This window comes from Sphingopyxis sp., from assembly GCF_035998965.1.
GTDB lineage: Bacteria > Pseudomonadota > Alphaproteobacteria > Sphingomonadales > Sphingomonadaceae > Sphingopyxis.
In genome coordinates this window covers 1-21,929 of the sequence record NZ_DASYHE010000105.1, presented here as the reverse complement: position 1 = coordinate 21,929, position 21,929 = coordinate 1, and the positions used below count along the sequence as shown (strand labels likewise).

The following is a 21,929-nucleotide window of genomic DNA, read 5'->3' as shown; positions in this document are numbered from 1 at the left end:
CGTTCATCGTTCGACTCCTCAGGTAAAGGAGCCGAAAGGGTCTGCCTGCGACAGCCCACGTTCAATCAGCCGCGGCGCTCGCCGGCCCGCTTTACATCGAGGCTAGCACCAATCCGCGGAGCGGTTCGTGCATCGGCCATTTGACTCGGATCAATGACGAACCTCGCAACGCGTTCCAATCTCTCTCTATTGAAGGAGATTGGACGATGCGAAACATTTTGGTTCAGGCTGGCAACGATCCGGGCATGGCGACACGGATCGAAAGCGCGCTGGCGATCGGCCGCCGCTTCGGCGCGCATCTCAGCCTCTTGATCAGCTCGCCCTATCAGCAATTCATCGCTTCCGATCCTTTCGGCGGGATGTATCTGGCGAAGGAGCAATTGGCGCAGGCGCAGCTTGCTGATCTCGAGCTCGAAAGACGACTGGGTGCCGAACTCGCGCGCGAGGATGTGCCATGGGATGTTGCGGTTGCAGACGGCGATGCGCTGTCGACCATGACGCTCGCCGCAACGCTCTCCGATCTGGCGGTCGTGTCACTCGGCGCGTGCGACCGACGCGGTCAGCGCGCACCAACGATCGCTGCGGATCTTGCGCTCACCGTGCCGCTGCCGGTCCTTGCCCTGCCGCCGGAGGGAGCGAGCTTCGATTTCGATGCACCTATGATGGTGGCGTGGAACGGAAGCCCGCAGGCGGCCAACGCCCTGCGCGCCGGCGTATCGCTGATGGGCGATGCCCGGAACGTCATTCTCGTCACGGTGGGCGAAGATGAAGGCCGTGTCCCGGCGGAGGATGCGCTCCGTTATATGTCGCGATACGGTGTGCATGCCGAACTGCGGCGCGAGGCGAAGGGTCCGGGCACCGCCGAAGAAGTGCTCGAACGCGTCGCCGTCGAGACGAAGCCCGGCCTGATCGTTATGGGCGCTTTCGGCCGGCCGCGCCTCCGCGAAACTCTGTTTGGCGGTGTGACCCGCTATCTGCTCGAAGCCGCGCCGACACCCTTGTTGATGGCACATTAGGCGCCCGACTCTCGGGTTTCGGTCTGCTACGCTTTCCAAACCGGCTGCCTTCCTGTAGGGCGAACGGGTGACCGATTGTGCGACCTGCGTTGTCCGAAACCGCGCTATTTGCGCGAGCCTGAACCCCTCGGAGCTTGCCGCGCTGGGGAAGATGGGGCGTCGGCAAAAGGTGCGTGCCGGGCAGACGCTGCTGTGGGAAGGCGACGGCGCGCCCGTCGTCGCGAACGTACTCGACGGCGTGCTCAAGCTCGTCGTGTCGACTGCCGATGGGCGCGAGCAGATCGTCGGCGTCGTCTTTCCTTCCGATTTCATCGGCCGCCCGTTTGGCAAGGAAAGCCCGTACAGCGTCACCGCAATGACCGATGCTGAGGTGTGCATCTTCAACCGCAACAATTTCGACGAGTTCGCCAGCTCGCACCCCGACCTGCAGCAGAAATTGCTCCGTCGCACGCTCGACGAACTCGACCGCGCGCGGCACTGGATGATGTTGCTCGGGCGCAAATCGGCGTCAGAGAAAGTGGCGTCCTTCCTTCTCGAAATGTCCGAACGCCTGTCGGGGCAGGGATGCCAATCGGGTGCGCGCGACGGGTTCGAACTACCCTTCGGTCGCCAGCAGATCGCCGACATCCTCGGCCTGACGATCGAAACGACGAGCCGCCAGCTCACCAGAATGCGAGCCGACGGCGTCGTCGATCTGCCCTCGCGCCGCGAGATCGTGATCAACGACCGCGCGGCGATGGAGGGTATGGCGGGCTGAGGCCTTCGCTCAGAAGCGGAAGCCGACGCCGGCGCTGATCACCCATGGGTCGAGTTTGTGCCGCGTTTTCAACACTTCGGTGCTGCCGGCATACCAGGTCGCGGTCGGACGCAGGAAATAGCGCTTGGCGTCGAGCGACAGCGCCAGCCCCTTGTCGTTCACCGGGATATCCACACCGGCCTGTAATGCGGCGCCCAGCTTGTCGCCCATCTTTTGCCGCGTGGCACCGAGCGCGCGCGTCGTCGCGCCCGGCTTTTCGTCGATGAAGATGAAATAGCTGGGGCCCGCGCCCACATAGGGCCGCACGCCACCCTCCTTGCCGAGATGATATTTGAGCGTCAGCGTTGCAGGGACGATATTGGCGTCGGACACCAGCGTCGCGCCGTTCAGTGCGCCGCGTCCGTCCACATCATGCTGCGTCACCCCCGCGATCGTTTCGAGCGAGATATTGTCGGCGACGAAATATTCGATCGCGACCGTCGGCGTCACATTGTCGTCGGCCTTGCTTTGCGTGCCGGCGGGCAGGCCGATCAGGTCGGTCTTGACGTCGGTGATCTTGCCGTCGGGCGCAACGAGCGTTGCGAACAGCTTGAACTGGACGTCGCCCGCCTTGGCAAAGGCCTGTCCGGGCAGCGCGAGCGCGGCGGCGAGAGCGATGAGCGGGAGAGCTTTGGTCTTCATGGGATCTACCTCCTGTTTGGGTGGCGCATCCCTGCGTCCGGCCCGACCGCCGCGCATTGATGCGGCGCAACAAGTTCGTTGATCCCGATCAATGTTTCGGCGCGGGCGCGCGTCCATGGCGGTTCCGAACCGCGTAGCCGCACGGCCGCGCCAAGCAGGGACAGAGATATGGACGGTCTGGTAACAAGGGCGGGGGGCTGGCTGGGATTGACCTTGCTCGCCTTCGTGATGGCGGCGCTCGCGGTCGATGCGCCGTTCGCGGTGCATATGATCATCGTCGCACTGGCGTGCCTCGCCATGCTGTGGGCGACCGTCACGCGCGCCGACTATAGCGCCCTCTCGCGCGGGCTGTTGAAGATGCCCGCCGATCAGGGCGTCTATGACGACGATCCGATCCGCTGGGGCGTCATCGCGACCCTGTTCTGGGGCGTCGCGGGGATGGCGGCCGGGCTCTACATCGCGCTCCAGCTCGCCTTTCCGGCGCTGAACCTCAATCTCGAATATACGACCTTCGGGCGGCTCAGGCCGCTGCACACCTCGGCAGTGATCTTTGCCTTTGGCGGCAACGCGCTGATCGCGACGAGCTATTATGTCGTCCAGCGCACCTGCCGCGCGCGGCTGGCCTTTCCGACGCTCGCGCGTTTCGTTTTCTGGGGATATCAGCTGTTCATCGTGCTGGCGGCGACCGGCTATCTGATGGGCGTCACCGCGGCCAAGGAATATGCCGAGCCCGAATGGTATGTCGACCTGTGGCTGACGATCGTATGGGTGGCCTATCTGGTCGTCTTCGTCGGCACGATCGTCAAGCGCCGCGAACCGCATATCTATGTCGCGAACTGGTTTTACCTGAGCTTCATCGTCACCATCGCGATGCTCCACATCGTCAACAATCTGTCGATGCCCGCCAGCATCTTCGGGTCGAAGAGCTATGCCGCCTTCGCCGGCGTCCAGGATGCGCTGACGCAATGGTGGTACGGGCATAATGCGGTCGGATTCTTCCTGACCGCGGGCTTCCTCGCGATGATGTATTACTTCGTGCCGAAGCAGGCCGAGCGGCCGGTCTATTCCTATCGCCTGTCGATCATCCACTTCTGGTCGCTGATCTTCCTCTACATCTGGGCGGGTCCGCATCACCTCCACTACACCGCGCTGCCCGACTGGGCGCAGACGCTGGGCATGGTCTTTTCGGTGATCCTGTGGATGCCGAGCTGGGGCGGCATGATCAACGGCCTGATGACGCTGAACGGCGCGTGGGACAAGATCCGCACCGACCCGATCATCCGCATGATGGTGATGGCGCTCGCCTTCTACGGCATGAGCACTTTTGAAGGCCCGATGATGTCGATCAAATGGGTCAACTCGATGTCGCATTACACCGACTGGACGATCGGCCATGTGCACAGCGGCGCGCTCGGCTGGAACGGCATGATTACCTTCGCCTGCGTCTATTATCTCGTGCCGCGCCTGTGGGGCCGGCAGCGCCTCTACAGCCTGCGCATGGTCAACTGGCACTTCTGGCTCGCGACCGTCGGCATCGTTTTCTACGCCGCGTCGATGTGGGTCGCGGGCATCATGCAAGGGCTGATGTGGCGCGAGTACGGCGCCGACGGCTACCTCGTCTACAGCTTTGCCGAGAGCGTTTCGGCGATGCATCCGATGTACCTGATCCGCGCCGCGGGCGGGGCGATGTATCTCGCCGGCTTCCTGATCATGGTCTTCAACGTCTGGGCCACGCTCGCGGGCAGGGTCCGCGCCGAAAAGCCGATGACCGAAACCCCCTACAATGCCGCGGCGGATCGTCCGCTCGCGCCCGTTCCCGCCGAATAAGGAGCCCGGACCATGGCCACCAAACCCGCCAAAAAGGGCTTCAGCCACAAGAAGATCGAGCGCAATGTGACGTTACTCGGCGCGCTCGCGCTGCTCACCGTGACCATTGGCGGCATCGTCGAGATCGCGCCGCTTTTCTGGATCGACAACACGATCGAGAAGGTCGAGGGGATGCGGCCCTACACCCCGCTCGAACTCGCGGGGCGCAACATCTATATGCGCGAGGGCTGCTATACCTGCCACAGCCAGATGATCCGCCCGTTCCGCGACGAGGTCGAACGCTATGGCCATTACAGCCTCGCGGCCGAGAGCATGTACGACCACCCGTTCCAATGGGGGTCGAAGCGTACCGGCCCCGACCTTGCGCGCGTCGGCGGCCGCTATTCGGACGAATGGCACAAGGCGCATCTGATCGACCCGCGCAGCGTGGTGCCTGAATCGATCATGCCGCCTTACGCTTTTCTCGCCGAACGCGACCTCCAGACCGGCGATATGTCGAATGACCTGACAGCGCTCTATCGTGTCGGTGTTCCCTATACGAAGACCGATATCGAAAAGGCGAACGAAGATCTCGCGGCACAGGTCGATCCTGCAGCCGGCCTCGACCTGCAGAAGCGCTATCCCAAGGCGCAGGTTCGCGATTTCGACGGCGATCCGGACCGGTTGACCGAGATGGATGCGCTGATCGCCTATCTGCAGATGCTCGGCACCCTCGTCGATGTCGACAAGGCGGCGGCGCAGGAACGCACCGGCGAAACGGAGGCGGAGCGATGAGCTACGACGCGCTTCGCCATTTCGCCGATAGCTGGGGGCTGCTCGCGATGGCGCTGCTGTTCCTCACCCTTATCGCCTGGCCGTTCCGGCCGAGCGCGCGCGCCCGCAACGACGAGGCCGCGAACATGATCTTCAAGGACGACGAGCATGGCTGACCTGAAACAGCGCATTGACGAAGCGACCGGCACGAGCACGGTCGGCCATGAGTGGGACGGGATCGAGGAACTCGATACGCCGATGCCGCGCTGGTGGCTCTGGACCTTTTACGCCACGATCGTCTGGGGCCTGGCCTATGTCGTCCTCTACCCGGCCTGGCCGATGGTCGACAGCGCGACCAAGGGCGTGCTCGGCTGGTCGAGCCGCGGCGACCTTGCAAAGGAAATGGCGGCCGACGCGAAGCGCCGCGCGCCGACGGTCAATGCCATTGCGGCAACCGCGATCACCGACCTGCCGGCAAAGCCCCAACTGATGCAAGCGGCCGTGCAAGGCGGCGGCGCGGCCTTCCGCGTTCACTGCGTGCAATGCCATGGCGCGGGCGGGGCAGGCGTGAAGAATCTCTATCCCAGCCTGACCGACGACGACTGGTTGTGGGGCGGCGACCTCGCCAGCATCCAGTATACGGTCACGCACGGCATCCGGAATCCTGACCACAAGGACACGCGGACCAGCCAGATGCCCGCCTTCGGGCGTGACGGCATTCTCGATGCGGCGCAGATCGGTGACGTGGTGAGCTTCGTCCGCACGATCAGCGGTCAGGAAAAGGCCGGTGCATCGTCGGCGCGCGGTGCGGCGCTGTTCGCGGACAATTGCGCAGTCTGCCACGGGGCCGTCGGTGAAGGCGGGCGCCAGTTCGGTGCACCGAAGCTGACCGATGCGATCTGGCTGTACGGCGGCGACCGCGAAAGCCTGGCCGCGACGATCACGCAGCCGCGCAACGGCGTGATGCCGCGCTGGGGTGGCCGGCTCGATCCGGTCACGATCAAGATGCTGTCGGCCTATGTCTATTCGCTGGGCGGCGGCGAGAAGGGGCTCGCGCCCGTCGCCGAAGGGGCGGGAGCCGATGGCCAGCCCTGAAGATCTCTCCGGCCAGCCGGCGCCGCTGTATGAAGCGCGGAAGGGCGTTTACCCGAAAGCGGTGAACGGTCCCTTCCGCCGCTTCAAATGGGCGATCATGGCGGTGGCGCTGGCGATCTATTACGGCACGCCGTGGATCCGCTGGGACCGCGGTCCTTACGCGCCCGATCAGGCGGTGCTGGTCGACCTTGCGAACCGGCGTTTCTACATGTTCCAGATCGAGATCTGGCCGCATGAATTTTACTATGTCGCGGGCCTGCTCATCATGGCGGGGATCGGGCTGTTCCTCGTCACCAGCGCCGTCGGACGCGCCTGGTGCGGCTATGCCTGTCCGCAGACGGTGTGGACCGACCTGTTCCAGCATGTCGACCGGCTGGTCGACGGCGACCGCAACGCGCAGGTCCGGCTGGCGAACGGCCCGTGGACGGCCGAAAAGCTGGCGAAGCGGGCGGTCAAATATAGCATCTATCTGGCCATCGCCTTTTGGACCGGCGGCGCGTGGATCATGTATTTCGCCGATGCCCCGACGCTCACGCTGGACTTCTGGACCGGGCAGGCAGCACTCGTCGCCTATGGAACCGTCGCCGTGCTGACCGCGACGACCTTCATCCTCGGCGGTTTCATGCGTGAGCAGGTGTGCGTCTATATGTGCCCCTGGCCGCGCATCCAGACCGCGATGATGGATGAAAAATCGCTGCTGGTGACGTACAAGGACTGGCGCGGCGAGCCGCGCGGCAGCGTCAAGAAGGGACAAGCGCATCCCGGTGCTTTCGGCGACTGTATTGATTGCAACCAGTGCGTCGCGGTGTGCCCGACCGGCATCGACATTCGCGAGGGGCCGCAGATCGGCTGTATCACCTGCGCGCTGTGCATCGATGCGTGCGACGGGGTGATGAAACAGGTCGGACGGCCGCGCGGGCTGATCGACTATTGCACGCTCGACGATGCCGAGACCGAAAAGGCGGGCGGCATCGGGCAGCCCGTTCGCAAGACGCTGACCCGCCCGCGCACCCTGATCTATCTGGGCGTTTGGACGGCAATCGGTGCGGCGATGCTCTTTTCGCTCGGCCAGCGCACGCGGCTCGACCTTGCCGTCCAGCACGAGCGCAGCCCGCTCTATGTCCAGCTTTCCGACGGGCAGATCCGGAACAATTACACGCTGAAGCTGCGCAACATGGAAACGCGTCCCCGGCGGGTCGCGGTGAGTGTGAGCGGGCTTCCCGGTGCGGCGCTGTGGACCGAAGCCGGCTCGCGCGAAAATGCCGGGCAGCGCGTTGAGCTGGCGCTGCCCGCCGACAGCGTCACGAGCATCAAACTCTTCATCGCGGCGCCCGGCGCCGGTCCTGCGCGGCAGGACTTCACGATCAGCACGCGCGGGCTCGACGGCGATCCGCGCGGCGACAGCGACATCATCCAGTTCGACCGGCCGGAGGCAGGACAATGACCGATACACGCAAGCCCAAAAAGTTCACCGGCTGGCACATGACCGCAATTCTCGTCGCCTTTTTCGCGGTGGTGATGACGGTCAATTTCACCATGGCGCGCTTCGCCATGTCGACCTTTGGCGGCAAGGTGGTCGAGAACAGCTATGTCGCGAGCCAGCATTATAACGAATGGCTGAAACGCGCCGACGCGCAGGACCGGCTGGGGTGGGATGCGCGCATCACGCTCGATGCGGGGCGTCATGTCCTGCTCGCAATTCGCAAGAATGACGTTCCGCTTGACGGCGTTCGGGCCGCGGCGACCATCCATCACCCCGTTGGGCGCGTCGCACCCGCTGCGCTGCGTTTCGAGCCGGCGGCGGGCGGCGGGCTGCGCTCGGTCGAGCCGCTGGCGATAGGGCGCTGGCGGCTCGACCTTATCGTCCGGCATGGCACCGCCGAAGCGCGCTATCGCGAGGATCTGCAATGACCGCGACTGCCCTCGTCGAACGGGATTTCGCGGTGCCCGATATCCGCTGCGCGGGCTGCATCGCCAAGCTGGAGCAGGGGCTGGTGCGCGACAGGCGCATCGCCGCCGCGCGCGTCAATTTCACCGAAAAGCGCGTGCATCTGTCCTGCACAGCCGACACCGACATGCCCGACCTGATCGGTGCCTTTTCGAACCTGGGGTTCGAGGCGCATCCGATCGGGAGCGGTCCCGACGAAGCCGATGCCGAAGCGGAAACGAGCCGCGAACTGCTGCGCGCGGTCGCGGTATCGGGCTTCGCGATGATGAACATCATGCTGTTGTCGGTGTCGGTCTGGTCGGGCGCGGCGGGGGCGACGCGCGACCTGTTCCACTGGCTGTCGGCGGCGATTGCGCTGCCGACCGTGGCCTATGCCGGGCGGCCCTTTTTCCGCTCGGCCTGGCGGGCGCTCCGTCACGGCCGCACGAACATGGACGTGCCGATCAGCATCGGCGTTGCGCTCGTCTGCGCGATCAGCCTGTACGAGACCGCGACCAGCGGCCCCCACGCCTATTTCGACGGTGCGGCGATGCTGCTCTTCTTCCTGCTTTGCGGGCGCTGGCTCGACAGCGTGATGCGCGACCGTGCGCGGGGCGGGGTGACTGCGCTGCTGCGCAACATGGGAACCGGCGCAATGGTGCTCGGTGAGGACGGCCGCAGCCGCTGGGTCGACGCGACCGCGCTGGAGCCCGACATGGTGATGCTCGTCGCGGCGGGCGAGCGGCTGTCCGCCGACGGTGTGGTCATCGGCGGGGCCAGCCAGCTCGACCTGTCGCTGCTGACGGGCGAAAGCGCACCGCAACCGGTCCATCCCGACGACCGGGTGCATGCCGGCACCTTGAATCTCGACGCGCCGATCCGGGTGCGCGTGACCGCAGCGGGCGCCGACACCGCCATCGCCGACATCGCGCGGCTGATGGGCGAGGCGGCGCAGGGCAAGTCGCGCTATGTTCGCATCGCCGACCGCGCCGCGCGGCTTTATGCGCCCGCGGTTCATTGCCTCGCGCTGATGGCGTTCGCGGGATGGATGATCGCGGGGGCGGGGTGGCATCACAGCCTGCTGATCGCGGCGGCGGTGCTGATCATCACCTGCCCCTGCGCGCTCGGTTTGGCGGTTCCGGCGGCGCAGATCGTCGCGGCTGGCGAACTGATGCGCGCGGGCGTGCTGATCAAGGACGGATCGGCGCTCGAACGGCTCGCCGAGGTCGACCGCGCGCTCGTCGATAAGACCGGCACGCTGACGCTCGGGCGCCCCGAAGCGATCGGTCTCGAACGGCTCGATATCGGGGTGAAGTCGCTGATCCTCGCGCTGTCGCAGGCGAGCCGCCACCCGCTGAGCGAGGCGCTGACGCGGGGGCTGCAGGCATATGATGTCCGGCCCGCCGAGGTGACGTCGCTCCGCGAGACACCAGGCTTTGGCATCGAGGCGCACTGGGCGGGGCGCATCGTAACGCTTGGCCGACCGCAGGCGGGGGATATAGGCGACGCGCTCGCGACCGCGCTGTCGGTCGACGGCAAGGCGGTCGCGACGATCCGTTTTGCCGACCGCCTGCGGCCCGACGCCGCCGACGCGATCGATGCACTGGGGCGTCAGGGTATCGAAGCGATGATCCTGTCGGGGGATCGCGCCGAGGCGGTCGCGCCGGTCGCGCGCCAGCTCGGGCTGACCGCGCAGACGGGGATGAGCCCGCAGGACAAGCTGGACGCAATCGACCGGCAGGTCGCGCTGGGCCGCAAGGTGCTGATGATCGGCGACGGCCTCAACGATGGCCCCGCGCTCGCGGCGGGCCATGCATCGATGGCGCCGGGATCCGCGAGCGACGTCGGCAAGAATGCGGCCGACTGTATCTTCCTTGGCGACCGGATGATGCCGGTGGCGCAGGCGGTGCATATGGCGCGCCGGACGCAGGCGATCGTGCGGCAGAATTTCCTGCTCGCGATCGGATATAACGCCGTCGCAGTGCCGCTGGCGTTCCTCGGCTTCGTCACCCCGCTCGTCGCCGCGATCGCGATGTCGGGCTCGTCGCTGATCGTGGTCGGCAATGCGCTGCGGCTCAAAAGGGCGATCCGGTGAACGGGCTGGTTTTCCTGATCCCGATTGCGCTCGGGCTCGGCCTGCTCGGTCTCGCCGCCTTCTTCTGGTCGCTGCGCAAGGGACAGTTCGACGATCTCGACGGCGCCGCGCTGCGCATCTTTGTCGAGGATGAGGAGGAGCGGGCATGAGGCTGCGTAACCTCCTCGCCGCAACGGGTGTGATTGCGCTGATGCAGCCGCCGCTCGCGGCCGATGCGCGCATCCTGTCCGTGCCCTGGTGCGGCGGCGCGACGCACCGGATGATCGTCCCCGGCGATCCCGCCGATCCCGGCCAGCGGCGCGATTGCGCCAAGGCGTGCCACGCCATCACCGACCGGCGCAGCAAGGCGGCCGGCGTCAAAAAGGGCTGCTGCTGACAGACCTGCGTTGATCCCGGTCAATGTTCGGGCACGGGCGCGGCGGTAGGAGGCTTGCATGTGGTCCTATCATCCCGATCTGCTCGCCAAGCCGGTGCCGCGTTACACCAGCTATCCCACCGCGATGGAATTTACCGACGCTGTCGGCGCCGACGATTATGCCCGCGCGCTCGACGCGATCGAGGCGGCGACGCCGATTTCGCTTTATGTCCATATCCCCTTTTGCGAGCAGATCTGCTGGTATTGCGGCTGCAACACCGGCGCGGCGGGACGCAAGCATCGGCTCGCCGACTATCTCGCGGCGCTCCAGTCGGAGATCACGATTGTCGCCAAGCGGCTCGGGGGCCGCGGACGCGTCCAGCGCATTGCATTCGGCGGCGGTAGCCCTAACGCGATCGCCCCGGTCGAGCTGGTGCGCCTGCTCGACCTGTTGCTTACCCTTTTCGATGCGCACCGGCCCGAGATTTCGATCGAGCTCGATCCGCGCGGCTTCTCCGCGGAATGGGCGCTTGTGCTGGCTGCCGCCCGCGTGACCCGCGTGAGCCTCGGCGTGCAGACCTTTGCGCCGCATATCCAGCAGGCAATCGGACGCATCCAGCCGCTCTCCCACATCGAACGCGTCGTGGCCGGGCTTCGCTTGCGTGATATCGACGCCATCAATTTCGATCTGATGTACGGCCTGCCGGGTCAGACCCTCGCCGATCTCGACGAGACGCTCGACGAAACGATCCGTCTCGCGCCGAGCCGGATATCGCTTTTCGGCTATGCGCATCTCCCGAACATGATTCCGCGCCAGCGCCAGATCGACGCCAGCGATCTGCCCGACCATGAATTGCGCTTCGAGCAGGCTCGGCGCGGGTATGAGCGCCTCACCGATGCGGGCTATGTTCCCGTCGGATTCGATCATTTCGCCCTTCGGGGTGACGCGCTTGCCGCCGCCGCGAAGCAAGGGCGAGTGAACCGTAACTTCCAAGGGTTCACCGAAGATGACGCGACGGTGCTGGTCGGATTTGGCGCGAGCGCCATCAGCCGCTTCCCAGACTTGATAGTACAAAACGAAAAGAAGGCGGGGGCTTATCGCGACATAATCGGCGAGGGCAGGTTGGCTTCGGCTCGTGGGGTTCGACTTTCCCAAGATGAACAGCGCCGGGCACATCATATTCGCGAACTCCTTTGCCTCGGCAAAACGCAGCTGGATAGCGACGAGCATTTAGCGGTCCGTGAGACTTTGGCGGATTATGAGCGTCGAGGGATCATCGGATGGGACAAGAGTGAACTGGTCATTCGTGCGCGGGGGCTACCTTATGCGAGACATATCGCTTCCGAATTCGATCTCTTGCGAGGGCGGATGGCTAACCTCCGGGCTGGAATTCGGGTGTGAATGAAGCACCAGGTTCCCTCAAGGGATCGCGTCGGTTGAAGCGTTAAACAGCACGTTGTGGCATGCTAGTCGGAATCGGTTCGATTCATTTAGAAGCAAAAAATTGCGGGGGCCTCGTTGGGGGCACCTGTGTCCGGGGTGCAGATCAAGCATTTGTAATTGTGTGGAAAAATTCACGAGTTTGAATCCGGCTCGGGCCTCCACCGTCACATCGCGCCGCCGCCGAAGTTCGCTGATGGTTGCACTGCGGGGGTGGTTTCTTTTATCTTTCCCCTTGGCGGGGGAAACATAAAGCTGTTCAGCCCGTTAAAGCCCGTTAAGCAGCATCCGACAATGGTGAGGGTGCCTTTTGGTCATGGTTTCGGGCTGATACCCCGGTTAGGAGTTTGCCATATGCGAGCGATGCGCACCGATATTGGGTTAGCGGGACCGCGCGCGCGATGAGTATTTCCGCCGCCGCCGCGCTGCTGTTGCTGTCTGGAACCCCGCCGACAGCTGCCGACGTTGCGCCCGCAAATCCGACCGAGATCCAGTCCCAGCGCTTGGCGGGCGATCCATTGCCCCCGCTGGTCGTGCCGACGATCGAGCAGACCCCGTCGCCGTCGCCCTTACCATCATCATCGCCAGTCACGTCGGAGCCATCCAGCGGTGAGCCACCGGTCGAAATGCCAGGGGCGCCCAACGAAATCGTCGTGACGGCGCGCGGCGATGCCCCGCCGGGCGATCCGCTGCAAGCTATCAACATCGAATCCTATCGAGCGGTGCAGGCGATCGACAATGCGTTGGTGGGCCCGATCGCGATGGGGTATCAAAGCATCGTTCCCGAACCCGTCCGCGATGGGGTGGGCAATGCGCTGCGGAACTTGACCGAACCGGTCAATTTTCTGAATTATCTGTTGCAGTTCAAAATTGGCAAGGCTGCCGAAACACTCGGCCGCTTTGCGATCAATACGACCTTCGGCGTCGGCGGCCTTTTCGACGTGGCCAAGAAAAAGCCGTTCAACCTGCCGTACCGGCGGAACGGCTTTGCCAACACCTTGGGCTTTTACGGGGTCGAGCCCGGTCCCTTTTTCTACCTGCCGCTTTTCGGCGCGACGACCTTGCGCGACATGGCCGGCAACGGCCTCGACATGCTGGTCCTGCCGACCGCGATCGGCAAGCCGTTCAACCGCCCCGCCTATGCGGTGCCGACGACGGTGGTCCGGGCGCTCAACGATCGTATCGAACGCGATGCCGAAATCGAGCGCCTGCAAAACGAAAGCATCGATCCCTATGTCGAGGTCCGCACCCTGTATCTGGAAATGCGACGTCGCGAAATCGATGCGCTGAAAGGCGGGGTCCCCAGCATCCCCGCTGCTCCTCCCGCCGAGACGACGGGCCTTTCGGCCGATGCGCCGGTCGATCCCGCGCCGCCGGTCGTCGGAGCGCCCGTGGACATCGCGACGCCGCCCGCCGATGATCGCCCCCCGCCTTGAGGAAGGCGATCGTCGCAATCGCATTGCTGGCCGCGGCGCCCGCCGCGCCCGCAACCGAACGCGCCCGCGAAGCCGGCGTGATTATCGGCGTTCTGGACCCTGGCCCGCTCAACAGCATCACCGACGTTGACGGGGTCAAGGTGGGTCATGTCACGATCGATGAGGGTAAGGATATCCATACCGGGGTCACGGCGATCCTGCCGCACGGCGGCAATGTCTTTCGTTCGCGGGTTCCCGCCGGCTTCGTGGCGTTCAATGCCTTTGGCAAGTTTGCCGGCTCGACCCAGGTGGCCGAGCTGGGAGAGATTGAGACGCCCATCCTGCTGACCAATACGCTCAACGTCCCCGAAGCCGCGGCCGCCGCGATCGCATGGACGTTGGACCGGCCGGGCAACGAAGCGGTTCGGTCGGTCAACGCGGTGGTTGGTGAGACGAACGATGGGGTCCTTAACGACATCCGCCGCCGCCGGGTCACCGCCGCCGACGCGCGGCGCGCGATCGACGGAGCGAAGGGCGGCGCGGTCGAGGAAGGGGCGGTCGGAGCGGGCACCGGAACCGTGGCGTTCGGCTTCAAGGGCGGGATCGGCACGGCGTCGCGCCGCCTGCCAAGCGCGATGGGCGGATGGACGCTGGGTGTCCTGGTGCAAAGCAATTATGGCGGCGTGCTGACGATCGCGGGTGTGCCGGTCGGGGTCAGACTGGGCCGCCACGCCTTTGCGGGCGGACCCGGTCGTGACACCGCAGATGGTTCGGTCATCGTGGTCATTGCCACCGACGCGCCGCTGTCCGATCGCAACCTGCGCCGTATCGCGGAGCGCGCATTTATCGGGATCGGACGGACAGGATCGTCATTTTCGAACGGATCGGGCGACTATGCGATCGCCTTTTCGACCAACCCGGGGGTGCGCCGCGAGGAAGGAAGCGCCGCGACGGCGCAAATCGGCGATCTTCGCAACGAACAGATTTCGCCGCTGTTCCAGGCGGTCGCCGAAGCGACCGAGGAAGCTGTCATCAACTCGCTCTTTGCCGCCAAGACGGTCGAGGGCCATCGCGGCCGCGTCGAGCGGCTCCCGGTCGAGACGATATTGCCCTGGCTAACTGCCGGGAAACCGTGAACGCGCCGCGCTACGCGCTCCTTTTCTTGCGCAGCAGGCGGCCGGGAGCGCCAACCCGCTCGCCGCCTTCGAATGCCGGCTCACCGTTCACCAGCACCAGGTCAAACCCTTGCGCCTGCGCAAACGGGTCGACGTAGGTCGAGCGCGCTTTCACCGCGTCGGGGGTAAAGAGGATCAGGTCCGCTTTCGCGCCCGGCCGCACCGTGCCCCGATCGGCGAGTCGAAGGATGCGCGCGGGGAGCGCGGTGGATTTGCGGATGGCCCGTTCGATCGGGAGCCTGCCGCTGCCCACCACATATTGCTCGATCAATTTGGCATAGGTGCCGGTGGCCCGCGGGTGACGCATACCGGGGCCGCCGTCGGTCGAGATCGCGACGTCGGGATCGAGCACGAGAATATCCTGTAGCGCGTCGTCCATCGTAAAATGCGCGCCGGAGGCGCCGCCCGGCCCGATCTTGATCAGGAAATCGGCGTAGGGCAGCCCCACCTCCCCCGCCGCTTGGGCCAGGGTCTTGCCGGCATAGGGAGCCGTGCCGATCAGCAGCGCGTCCGGCCCGCCGCGCCGGGTCATGCGGGCAATCAGATGATCGCGCAGTTCCGGCCGCCGCCCCGCGACGACCGCGTCATAATCGCTGGGCGGTAAGGCCCATTCGGGAAAGAGCAGCGCAATGCCGGTATAGCCTGCATTGTACGGATAGGCATCCGCGGTCAGATCGATACCGGCGCGGCGTTTGGCGGCAATATAGTCGAGCAGTTCGCGGGCGCGGCTCTCGCCTTTGCCAAACACCACTTTCAGGTGCGAGATATGCGGGCGGCCCGGGTGCGCCGATGCGATGAGCTCCTCGATCGAGGCTTCGATCTCGTCGTCATTCTCGGATCGCATGTGGCTCATGACCACGCCGTCGTGGCGGGCGACCGTTTGGCCAAGGCTGGCAAGTTCCGCGCCTTCGGCATAGATGCCCGGAACATATTCCAGGCCATAGGATAGGCCGAAGGCGCCAGCGGTCAGTTCCCGGTCGAGCAACGCGGCCATCCGCGCCCGCGCGGCATCGTCCGGCTGGCGCACCGCGTCGAGGATGCCGGAGGCCCGGCGCAGCGTGCCGTGGCTCGCCAGGACCGCAACATTCAGCGGTAGCGCTGCGCGGTCAGCCGCCGTCAGCCAGGGCTGCAGATTCAGATCGTCGCCGATGCGGGGACCGCTGCCGTCCACGCCGAGCAATATGGTGGTCACGCCCATCGCCAGGAACGCGTCGTAGGATTGCGTCAGCGGATCGCCATGGGTGTGGGTATCGATAAATCCGGGGGCCAGGACGCGGCCGTCACCCGGAACCAGGCGCGCGCCGCGCGGTGCGGCACTCCCCGGCGGCAGAATGGCTGCCACGCGGTCGCCGGTGACCGCAACGTCGGCGCGCCGCGGTGTGGCCCCGGTGCCGTCGATCAGCAGGACATCGCGAAAATAGATCGAGGCTTCGCCCGCAACGGCGGCAAGAACCGGCAGATTCGCCAAGGCGCCCCCCGCTATCGCGGCGCCCATGATCTGGCGCCGCGTGATGTCATGCACCATGAAAATCTCCCTCGGCCTGCAGAAACCAAGACTGCCGAAATGGGACGGCGAAAGCAAATCAAAGGGCGCGGCGCGTCCCCCGCGTCTTTGCGCTATGGTCGATCAAGTCGCGCCGTTCGGCAAATGGCGCGCATATCAGCCGCCGCTGGACATTTTTCGCCACCTAAATTATATACCATCCGTTATGGAAATCGAAGCCGCCACTGTGCCGAAAGGCCGTCCGCGCGAGTTCTGCGTCGATGCGGCGCTGGCGGCGGCGCTGCGCGTATTCTGGTCGAAAGGCTATGAGGGCGCGTCGATGGCCGACCTCACCGAAGCGATGGGGATTACCAAGCCCAGCCTTTATGCCGCGTTCGGCAACAAGGAGGCGCTCTTCAACAAGGCGCTCGACCTGTATGAGCGCGAAAAGACCGATTATATGCGCGCCGCGCTCGATGCGCCGACCGCGCGCGGCGTCGCCGAACGGCTGATGTACGGCGCCCTCGACATGTACTGCTGTCCAGAAAATCCCAATGGTTGCCTGGGGGTGATCAACTCGGTCGCTTGCGGCGCCGAGGCCGAGTGCATCCGCGAAGCCGTGGTCGCGCGCAGCGCGGCGGCGAAGCAGGCGATGCTGGAGCGGTTCACTCGGGCTAAGGACGAGGGCGATTTTCCCGAAGACGTCGACCCGGCCGGCCTCGCGGCTTTTTTGACTGCGATGAACCAGGGCATGGCGGTGCAGGCAGGCGCCGGCGCGACGCGCGCCGAACTTGAGCGGCTGGTCGAAACCGGGCTGAAGCTCTGGCCGGGCCGCTAGTAGAAGAAGTTTACTGAGCGGTACAGAAAGCAGTTGACGCCGTTGCCGCATTTTATATACTTATCGGTACATAATCGGGCTCTCCCCCCGGACCCGCCGCCGCGCGGCAAAGATCGCGCGGCGGCGGGAACCCCCTACATCCAAACAGAAGCGCGTCGTAACCGCGACGATGCCGCCCCGCATTTTCGCCATCGTTTACGCGGCTTTTACCACTTCTGGTGCAGGACATCCGCCGATGTGTTTGGCTGGGGATAAATGATGGACAGCATGCGCGGACTGCTTTCGGGCAGCCACGACCAGGACGACGGGGCGATCGATGCGCCCGCGTCCGTCGGTGTCGACGAACGGCGGATGCAGGTGCGCGCCTATAATTACTGGGCGTCGCTGCTCGCCGACCGCGCTTATCCCTCGGTCGAGGATCTCGATCTGGAGGGTGCCGACTTCGGTTCGAATGCGGTGCTGCTCGACTTTACCGCCGGGGTCGAAAATCCCGGCATCGCCTTTGTCGGCGACCGGCTGCGCGCCGAGTCGCAGATTGGCGAGGATGTCCATTACATCAGCCAGATTCCGGGCCGGTCGCTGTTGTCGCGGCTGACCGACCATTATCTTCAGATCATCGCCAACCGCGCGCCGATCGGCTTCGAAGCCGAATTCGTCAACGATCGCGGCACGACGATCATGTACCGCGGCATCCTGCTGCCATTTTCATCCGACGACGACACGATCGACTTCATCATGGGGGTGATCAACTGGAAGGAAGCGGCGCCTGCCGACCAGGCCGCCGAACTCCAACTGTCGGTCGAACAGGCGCTGCGCAGCGCCGCGCCGCTGACCGCGCCGGTGCCGGTGTGGGCCGACGGCCCCGACAGCGAACATCTCGACGATGATGGCGACGGCGACGCGACCCCTGGCTTTGGCGCCTTGGTCGATAGCAGCGACGTGCCGATCGTCGCGGCGCTGGAAGCCGAGGAAGCGCTTGTGAGCGACCCCGGCGCCGATGCCGAACTCGCCGACTGGCTGGCGCTCGCGCGCGAAACCGCCGAGCGCGCGAGCGCCGCCGACAGCCGCAGCCGCGGGGCACTGTATCAAGCGGTCGCCAAGGCATGGGATTTCGCGCTGGTTGCCGAACAGCAGCCCGAGGCTTTTGCTGCGTTGCTCGACGACGCCGGGCTGGCGGTGCAGGATCGCGCCCCGATGACGCCGGTGGTCAAGCTGGTGTTCGGTGCGACCTACGACAAGACCCGGCTTGCCGAATATGCCTGTGTGCTGGGCCACGCCAAGGACGAGGGCGTCGGCCGCGGCGAACTCGCCGCCTATCTCGATCGCTATCCGGGCGGGCTTAAGGGGCTAGTCAAGGACGCGCGCGCACGCCGCAAGCCCGCGGGTGATCCAAGCGCCAAGGTTGATGAAAAGCTGATCGCTTTGCGCACCGCACATCCGGCGATCATCCTGGAACATGATGCCGGTGAGGCCGAATTTGTCGTCTTGATCGCGCGTGCGATGCCGGGCGGCCATATCGGGATCGTCGCCAAGGCAGCGGATGATCCGGCGCTTATCGCCAAACTCGCGAAGAAAGCGGTCGCGATCACGTCGTAGATTCTGATCCTCCCTGTGGCGAAGCCATGGGGAGGTGGCAGCGCGAAGCGCTGACGGAGGGGCTTTGACGCTACCGTCGCGGCCCCTCCACCACCCATCTGCGATGAGCGGTGCCCCTCCCCACGGCTACGCCGCAGGGAGGATTTGTCGCTCCACGTAACAGTCGATCCAAAACTTGAAATAATTTAACGCGAGCGCGCGAACGAGGTCTTGAGCCGCGCGCGTCGCGGGCGCATAGGGTGGGGAGCGAACGGGCCCCCGCCGATCGTCGGCAGGGATCCCCGTCTTTTGGTTCGGGATGCTGCACTTTATGCCTCAAAATTCGTCCGCCACGCCGGAAACGGACACGCCCACCGCCACCACTGCCAAAGTCCCCGCCAAAATCGCCGCCGCCTATCTGGCGGCGCTGCGCGGCAGCGCGCTGCCGGGCGAGGGTGACGATATGGATGCCGCGGCGCTGGCCGACGCAAGCCAGTTTGCCGGGCGCGCCTCGCTCGAACGCGCCGCCGAAACCCCGTCGCTGCTGCTCGAACCGATGGCCGCCGACGGCACCGACCGCCGCATGCGGCTGGTCATCGTCAACGACGACATGCCCTTCCTCGTCGATTCGACGTCGCAGATCGTCGCGGCACAGGGGCTCGCGGTCCACCGGATCCTCCATCCCGTCGTCGCGGTGAAGCGCGACGCCAGGGGGCATCTGCTCGAAGCGGGCGAGGGTCCGGCGCGCGAGTCGGTGATCTATATGGAACTGGAGCGCGGCGATGCGCGCGCGCGCCGCCGCCTGCTCGACGCACTCGAAGCGGCGCTGCGCGACGTCCGCGCCGCGGTGCGTGACTGGCGCGCGATGCGCGCCGCGATGCTTGCCGATGCCGCAATGCGCGTCGATGGCGAGGCCGCCGAACTGCTGCGCTGGTTCGAAGGCGGGGCGATGACCCAGCTCGGCCATGAATGGCGGACGCGCGACGGCAAGGTGCAGGATCCATTGGGGGTCAGCGAGAGTAGCGAGAGCCAGCTGCTGTCGCCCGCCGCGCTCGATGCGGCCTTCGCGTGGTTCGACGGCGGCGGCCATGCGCCGCTGCTGATCAAATCGAACCGGTTGTCGGCGGTCCACCGCCGGGTGCTGCTCGACCTCGTCATCGTTCCCGAACTCAAGGGCAAGAAGGTCGAGCGCCTGTCGATCCACGCCGGTCTGTGGACCAGCGCCGCGCTGTCGACGCCGCCCGCGAAAGTGCCGGTGCTGCGCGCCCAGCTCGACGTATTGATGACCAAATTTGGCTTCGATCCGTCGGGCCATGCCGGCAAGGCACTGGCCCACGCGCTCACCGCGCTGCCGCACGACCTGTTGATCGCGTTCGATGCGGCGTCGCTCGAAGAGCTGGTGCTGACCTCGATGTCGATCACCGACCGCCCGCGCCCGAAACTGGTGACGGTGCGCAGTGCGCTCGGTCGCCATTTGTTCGTGTTCGTCTGGCTGCCGCGCGACGAGGTGTCGACCGGTCGCCGCATCGCGGTTGAGGCGATGCTCGTGCGCGAGGCCAAGGCCGGGGTGATCGGCTGGACGATGGTGCTCGAAGACGGCGGCGCGGCGCTGCTGCGCTACACGCTCGACCTGCGCAGCGGCGGGGTCGTGCCTGACACCGACGCGCTCAATACCCAGCTCGAACAGATGGTGCGCGGCTGGCAGCCCGAGGTCGAGGCGGCGCTGGCGAAGCGCGGCGATCCCGGGCGCGCCGCGGCACTCGCGGCGCGCTTTGCGCCGACCTTCCCGCCCAATTACCGCAATCTCTATAATCCCGAAGAAGCGGCGCGCGACATTCTGCGCTTGCGCGATCTCGACGCCGACAATCCGCGCAGCGTGCGGCTGGCCAAAAAGAGTCTCGATGGCGACGACCGGCTGCGGCTGAAAGTGTACAGCGCGGTCGGCCCGCTCGCCTTGTCCGATGTCGTTCCGGCGCTTGAACATTTCGGCTTCGAAGTGCTCGAAGAAATCCCGACCGCGCTCGGCCAGAGCCGCGCGCCCGGGATGGAGGCCGACGACGAACCGCCGATCGTCATCCATGATTTCACGCTTCGGCTGCCTGCCAATGTCGATGAACTTGCGCTGCTGCCCTACGCCGAAGTGCTCGAAGGCGCGATTGCCGCGGTGCTCGGCGGCAAGGCCGAAAATGACGCGTTCAACGAACTGGTGCTGACCAACCAGACCGATCCATGCGCGATCGTGTGGCTGCGCGCCTGGTTCCGCTATCTGCGTCAGGGTGGGTCGGCCTATGGCATGGACACGGTCGTCAGCGCGCTCCGCCATGCGCCCGCGCTCACCGCGGCGTTGATCGAACGCTTCCGCGCCCTCCATGATCCCAAAGCGCGCGATGCAAAGCGCGCCGAAGCACTCGAAGCCGACATCCTTGCGGGCTTTGCCGACATCAAGTCGATCGACGAGGATCGCATCCTCCGCCTGTTTCACGCCGTGATCGGCGCGACATTGCGCACCAACGCCTTTGCCCCCGCGGCCGAGGAAGCGCTGGCGTTCAAGATCGACAGCAGTAAAGTTCCCGGGCTGCCCAAGCCGTTGCCGTGGCGCGAAGTGTGGGTCTATTCGCCGCGGGTTGAAGGCATTCACCTGCGCGCCGGCCCGGTCGCGCGCGGGGGCCTCCGCTGGTCCGATCGCCGCGACGACTTCCGCACCGAGATCCTCGGGCTGATGAAAGCGCAGCGCGTCAAGAATGCCGTCATTGTGCCGACCGGCGCCAAGGGCGGCTTTTATCCCAAGGCGCTGCCCGACATCTCGCTCGACCGCGATGCCTGGTTTGCCGAGGGCACCGAATGCTATCGCATCTTCATCCGCTCCTTGCTGTCGATCACCGACAATCTGGTGGCGGGCAAGGTCGTGCATCCCAAGTCGGTGGTGATCCACGACGGCGACGATCCCTATTTCGTCGTCGCTGCCGACAAGGGCACCGCGACCTTCTCCGACGTCGCCAATGCGCTCGCGATGGAACGCGATTTCTGGCTCGGCGACGCCTTCGCCAGCGGCGGGTCGAACGGCTATGATCACAAGGCGATGGGCATCACTGCCAAGGGCGCGTGGCTGTCGGTCCAGCGTCACTTCGCCGAAATGGGCGTCGATGTGCAGAGCGACACGATCCGCGTCGTCGGCTGTGGTGACATGTCGGGCGACGTGTTCGGCAACGGCATGCTGCTGTCGAAGGCGATCCAGCTCGTCGCGGCGTTCGACCACCGCCATATCTTCCTCGACCCCAATCCCGATCCGGCGAAAAGCTGGAAGGAACGCGAGCGGATGTTCAACCTGCCGCGCTCATCCTGGGCCGATTACAATGCCAAGCTGATCTCGAAGGGCGGCGGCATCTTCCCGCGCAGCCAGAAGAGCATCCCGCTCTCCCCCGAGGTGCAGACGCTGCTCGGCCTGTCGGTGTCCGAAATCGACCCCGGCGCGCTGATCTCGGCGATCCTGAAGGCG

19 protein-coding genes are annotated in these 21,929 nt (G+C 65.5%); 17 read left to right on the top strand and 2 right to left on the bottom strand.

The genetic code is table 11. The features are described 5' to 3' along the window. Window positions 1-206 precede the first annotated feature (206 nt). Window positions 207-1,016, top strand: coding sequence for a universal stress protein (locus tag VGN68_RS20490; RefSeq protein WP_327479593.1), 810 nt, complete (start codon window positions 207-209; stop codon window positions 1,014-1,016). 67 nt (window positions 1,017-1,083) lie between these two features. Further along, window positions 1,084-1,773, top strand: coding sequence for a Crp/Fnr family transcriptional regulator (locus tag VGN68_RS20485; RefSeq protein WP_327479591.1), 690 nt, complete (start codon window positions 1,084-1,086; stop codon window positions 1,771-1,773). A 9-nt stretch (window positions 1,774-1,782) separates the two neighbouring features. On the opposite strand, the gene VGN68_RS20480 is transcribed toward VGN68_RS20485, so the two are convergent. Beyond that, a complete protein-coding gene (locus VGN68_RS20480; protein WP_327479589.1) occupies window positions 1,783-2,454 on the bottom strand; it encodes an OmpW/AlkL family protein in 672 nt (223 codons plus the stop codon). 168 nt (window positions 2,455-2,622) lie between these two features. On the opposite strand from VGN68_RS20480, the gene ccoN reads away from it, so the two are divergent. From ccoN to VGN68_RS20420, 12 genes are all read left to right on the top strand, one after another. After that, window positions 2,623-4,281: a cytochrome-c oxidase, cbb3-type subunit I gene (gene ccoN, locus VGN68_RS20475; protein WP_327479587.1), complete on the top strand. Its 1,659-nt coding sequence runs from the start codon at window positions 2,623-2,625 to the stop codon at window positions 4,279-4,281. Between the two features lie 12 nt (window positions 4,282-4,293). After that, complete coding sequence (gene ccoO, locus VGN68_RS20470; protein WP_327479584.1) at window positions 4,294-5,055, top strand: cytochrome-c oxidase, cbb3-type subunit II; 762 nt, start codon at window positions 4,294-4,296, stop codon at window positions 5,053-5,055. After that, entirely contained in the window at window positions 5,052-5,210 is a 159-nt protein-coding gene (locus tag VGN68_RS20465) for a cbb3-type cytochrome c oxidase subunit 3 (RefSeq protein ID WP_327479582.1), read from the top strand. Before ccoO ends, VGN68_RS20465 begins: the two co-directional genes overlap by 4 nt. After that, window positions 5,203-6,129 (top strand): cytochrome-c oxidase, cbb3-type subunit III, encoded by a 927-nt coding sequence (ccoP, locus tag VGN68_RS20460; protein WP_327479580.1) that lies wholly within the window; start codon window positions 5,203-5,205, stop codon window positions 6,127-6,129. Before VGN68_RS20465 ends, ccoP begins: the two co-directional genes overlap by 8 nt. Then, window positions 6,116-7,573 carry a cytochrome c oxidase accessory protein CcoG gene (gene ccoG / locus VGN68_RS20455; protein WP_327479578.1) on the top strand — a complete coding sequence of 486 codons (1,458 nt, stop codon included), beginning with the start codon at window positions 6,116-6,118 and terminating at the stop codon, window positions 7,571-7,573. Before ccoP ends, ccoG begins: the two co-directional genes overlap by 14 nt. Beyond that, complete coding sequence (locus VGN68_RS20450; RefSeq protein WP_327479576.1) at window positions 7,570-8,040, top strand: FixH family protein; 471 nt, start codon at window positions 7,570-7,572, stop codon at window positions 8,038-8,040. The genes ccoG and VGN68_RS20450 overlap by 4 nt, the downstream gene beginning before the upstream one ends. After that, window positions 8,037-10,151, top strand: a complete 2,115-nt coding sequence (locus VGN68_RS20445; protein ID WP_327479574.1) for a heavy metal translocating P-type ATPase — start codon at window positions 8,037-8,039, stop codon at window positions 10,149-10,151. Before VGN68_RS20450 ends, VGN68_RS20445 begins: the two co-directional genes overlap by 4 nt. Further along, on the top strand, window positions 10,148-10,300 hold the full coding sequence (gene ccoS / locus VGN68_RS20440) for a cbb3-type cytochrome oxidase assembly protein CcoS (RefSeq protein ID WP_327479572.1): 153 nt from the start codon (window positions 10,148-10,150) through the stop codon (window positions 10,298-10,300). Before VGN68_RS20445 ends, ccoS begins: the two co-directional genes overlap by 4 nt. Next, complete coding sequence (locus tag VGN68_RS20435) at window positions 10,297-10,527, top strand: hypothetical protein (RefSeq protein ID WP_327479570.1); 231 nt, start codon at window positions 10,297-10,299, stop codon at window positions 10,525-10,527. The genes ccoS and VGN68_RS20435 overlap by 4 nt, the downstream gene beginning before the upstream one ends. A gap of 58 nt (window positions 10,528-10,585) precedes the next feature. Further along, on the top strand, window positions 10,586-11,908 hold the full coding sequence (hemN, locus tag VGN68_RS20430) for an oxygen-independent coproporphyrinogen III oxidase (RefSeq protein WP_327479568.1): 1,323 nt from the start codon (window positions 10,586-10,588) through the stop codon (window positions 11,906-11,908). 440 nt (window positions 11,909-12,348) lie between these two features. Beyond that, entirely contained in the window at window positions 12,349-13,383 is a 1,035-nt protein-coding gene (locus VGN68_RS20425; protein ID WP_327479566.1) for a VacJ family lipoprotein, read from the top strand. Beyond that, window positions 13,380-14,498: a P1 family peptidase gene (locus VGN68_RS20420; protein WP_327479564.1), complete on the top strand. Its 1,119-nt coding sequence runs from the start codon at window positions 13,380-13,382 to the stop codon at window positions 14,496-14,498. Before VGN68_RS20425 ends, VGN68_RS20420 begins: the two co-directional genes overlap by 4 nt. A 10-nt stretch (window positions 14,499-14,508) precedes the next feature. Here VGN68_RS20420 and VGN68_RS20415 read toward each other — a convergent pair whose 3' ends face one another. Further along, window positions 14,509-16,062: an N-acyl-D-amino-acid deacylase family protein gene (locus VGN68_RS20415; RefSeq protein WP_327479562.1), complete on the bottom strand. Its 1,554-nt coding sequence runs from the start codon at window positions 16,060-16,062 to the stop codon at window positions 14,509-14,511. A 184-nt stretch (window positions 16,063-16,246) separates the two neighbouring features. On the opposite strand from VGN68_RS20415, the gene VGN68_RS20410 reads away from it, so the two are divergent. The 3 genes from VGN68_RS20410 to VGN68_RS20400 form a co-directional block, all read left to right on the top strand. Continuing rightward, window positions 16,247-16,858, top strand: coding sequence for a TetR/AcrR family transcriptional regulator (locus tag VGN68_RS20410; RefSeq protein ID WP_327479560.1), 612 nt, complete (start codon window positions 16,247-16,249; stop codon window positions 16,856-16,858). Window positions 16,859-17,116: 258 nt separating this feature from the next. Then, the gene (locus VGN68_RS20405; RefSeq protein WP_414713061.1) at window positions 17,117-18,454 is read left to right on the top strand and encodes a PAS domain-containing protein; all 1,338 of its coding nucleotides are present in this window, start codon (window positions 17,117-17,119) and stop codon (window positions 18,452-18,454) included. Window positions 18,455-18,764: 310 nt separating this feature from the next. Continuing rightward, window positions 18,765-21,929, top strand: a 3,165-nt coding sequence (locus tag VGN68_RS20400; protein WP_327479556.1) for an NAD-glutamate dehydrogenase domain-containing protein, incomplete at its 3' end; no start/stop codon positions are given.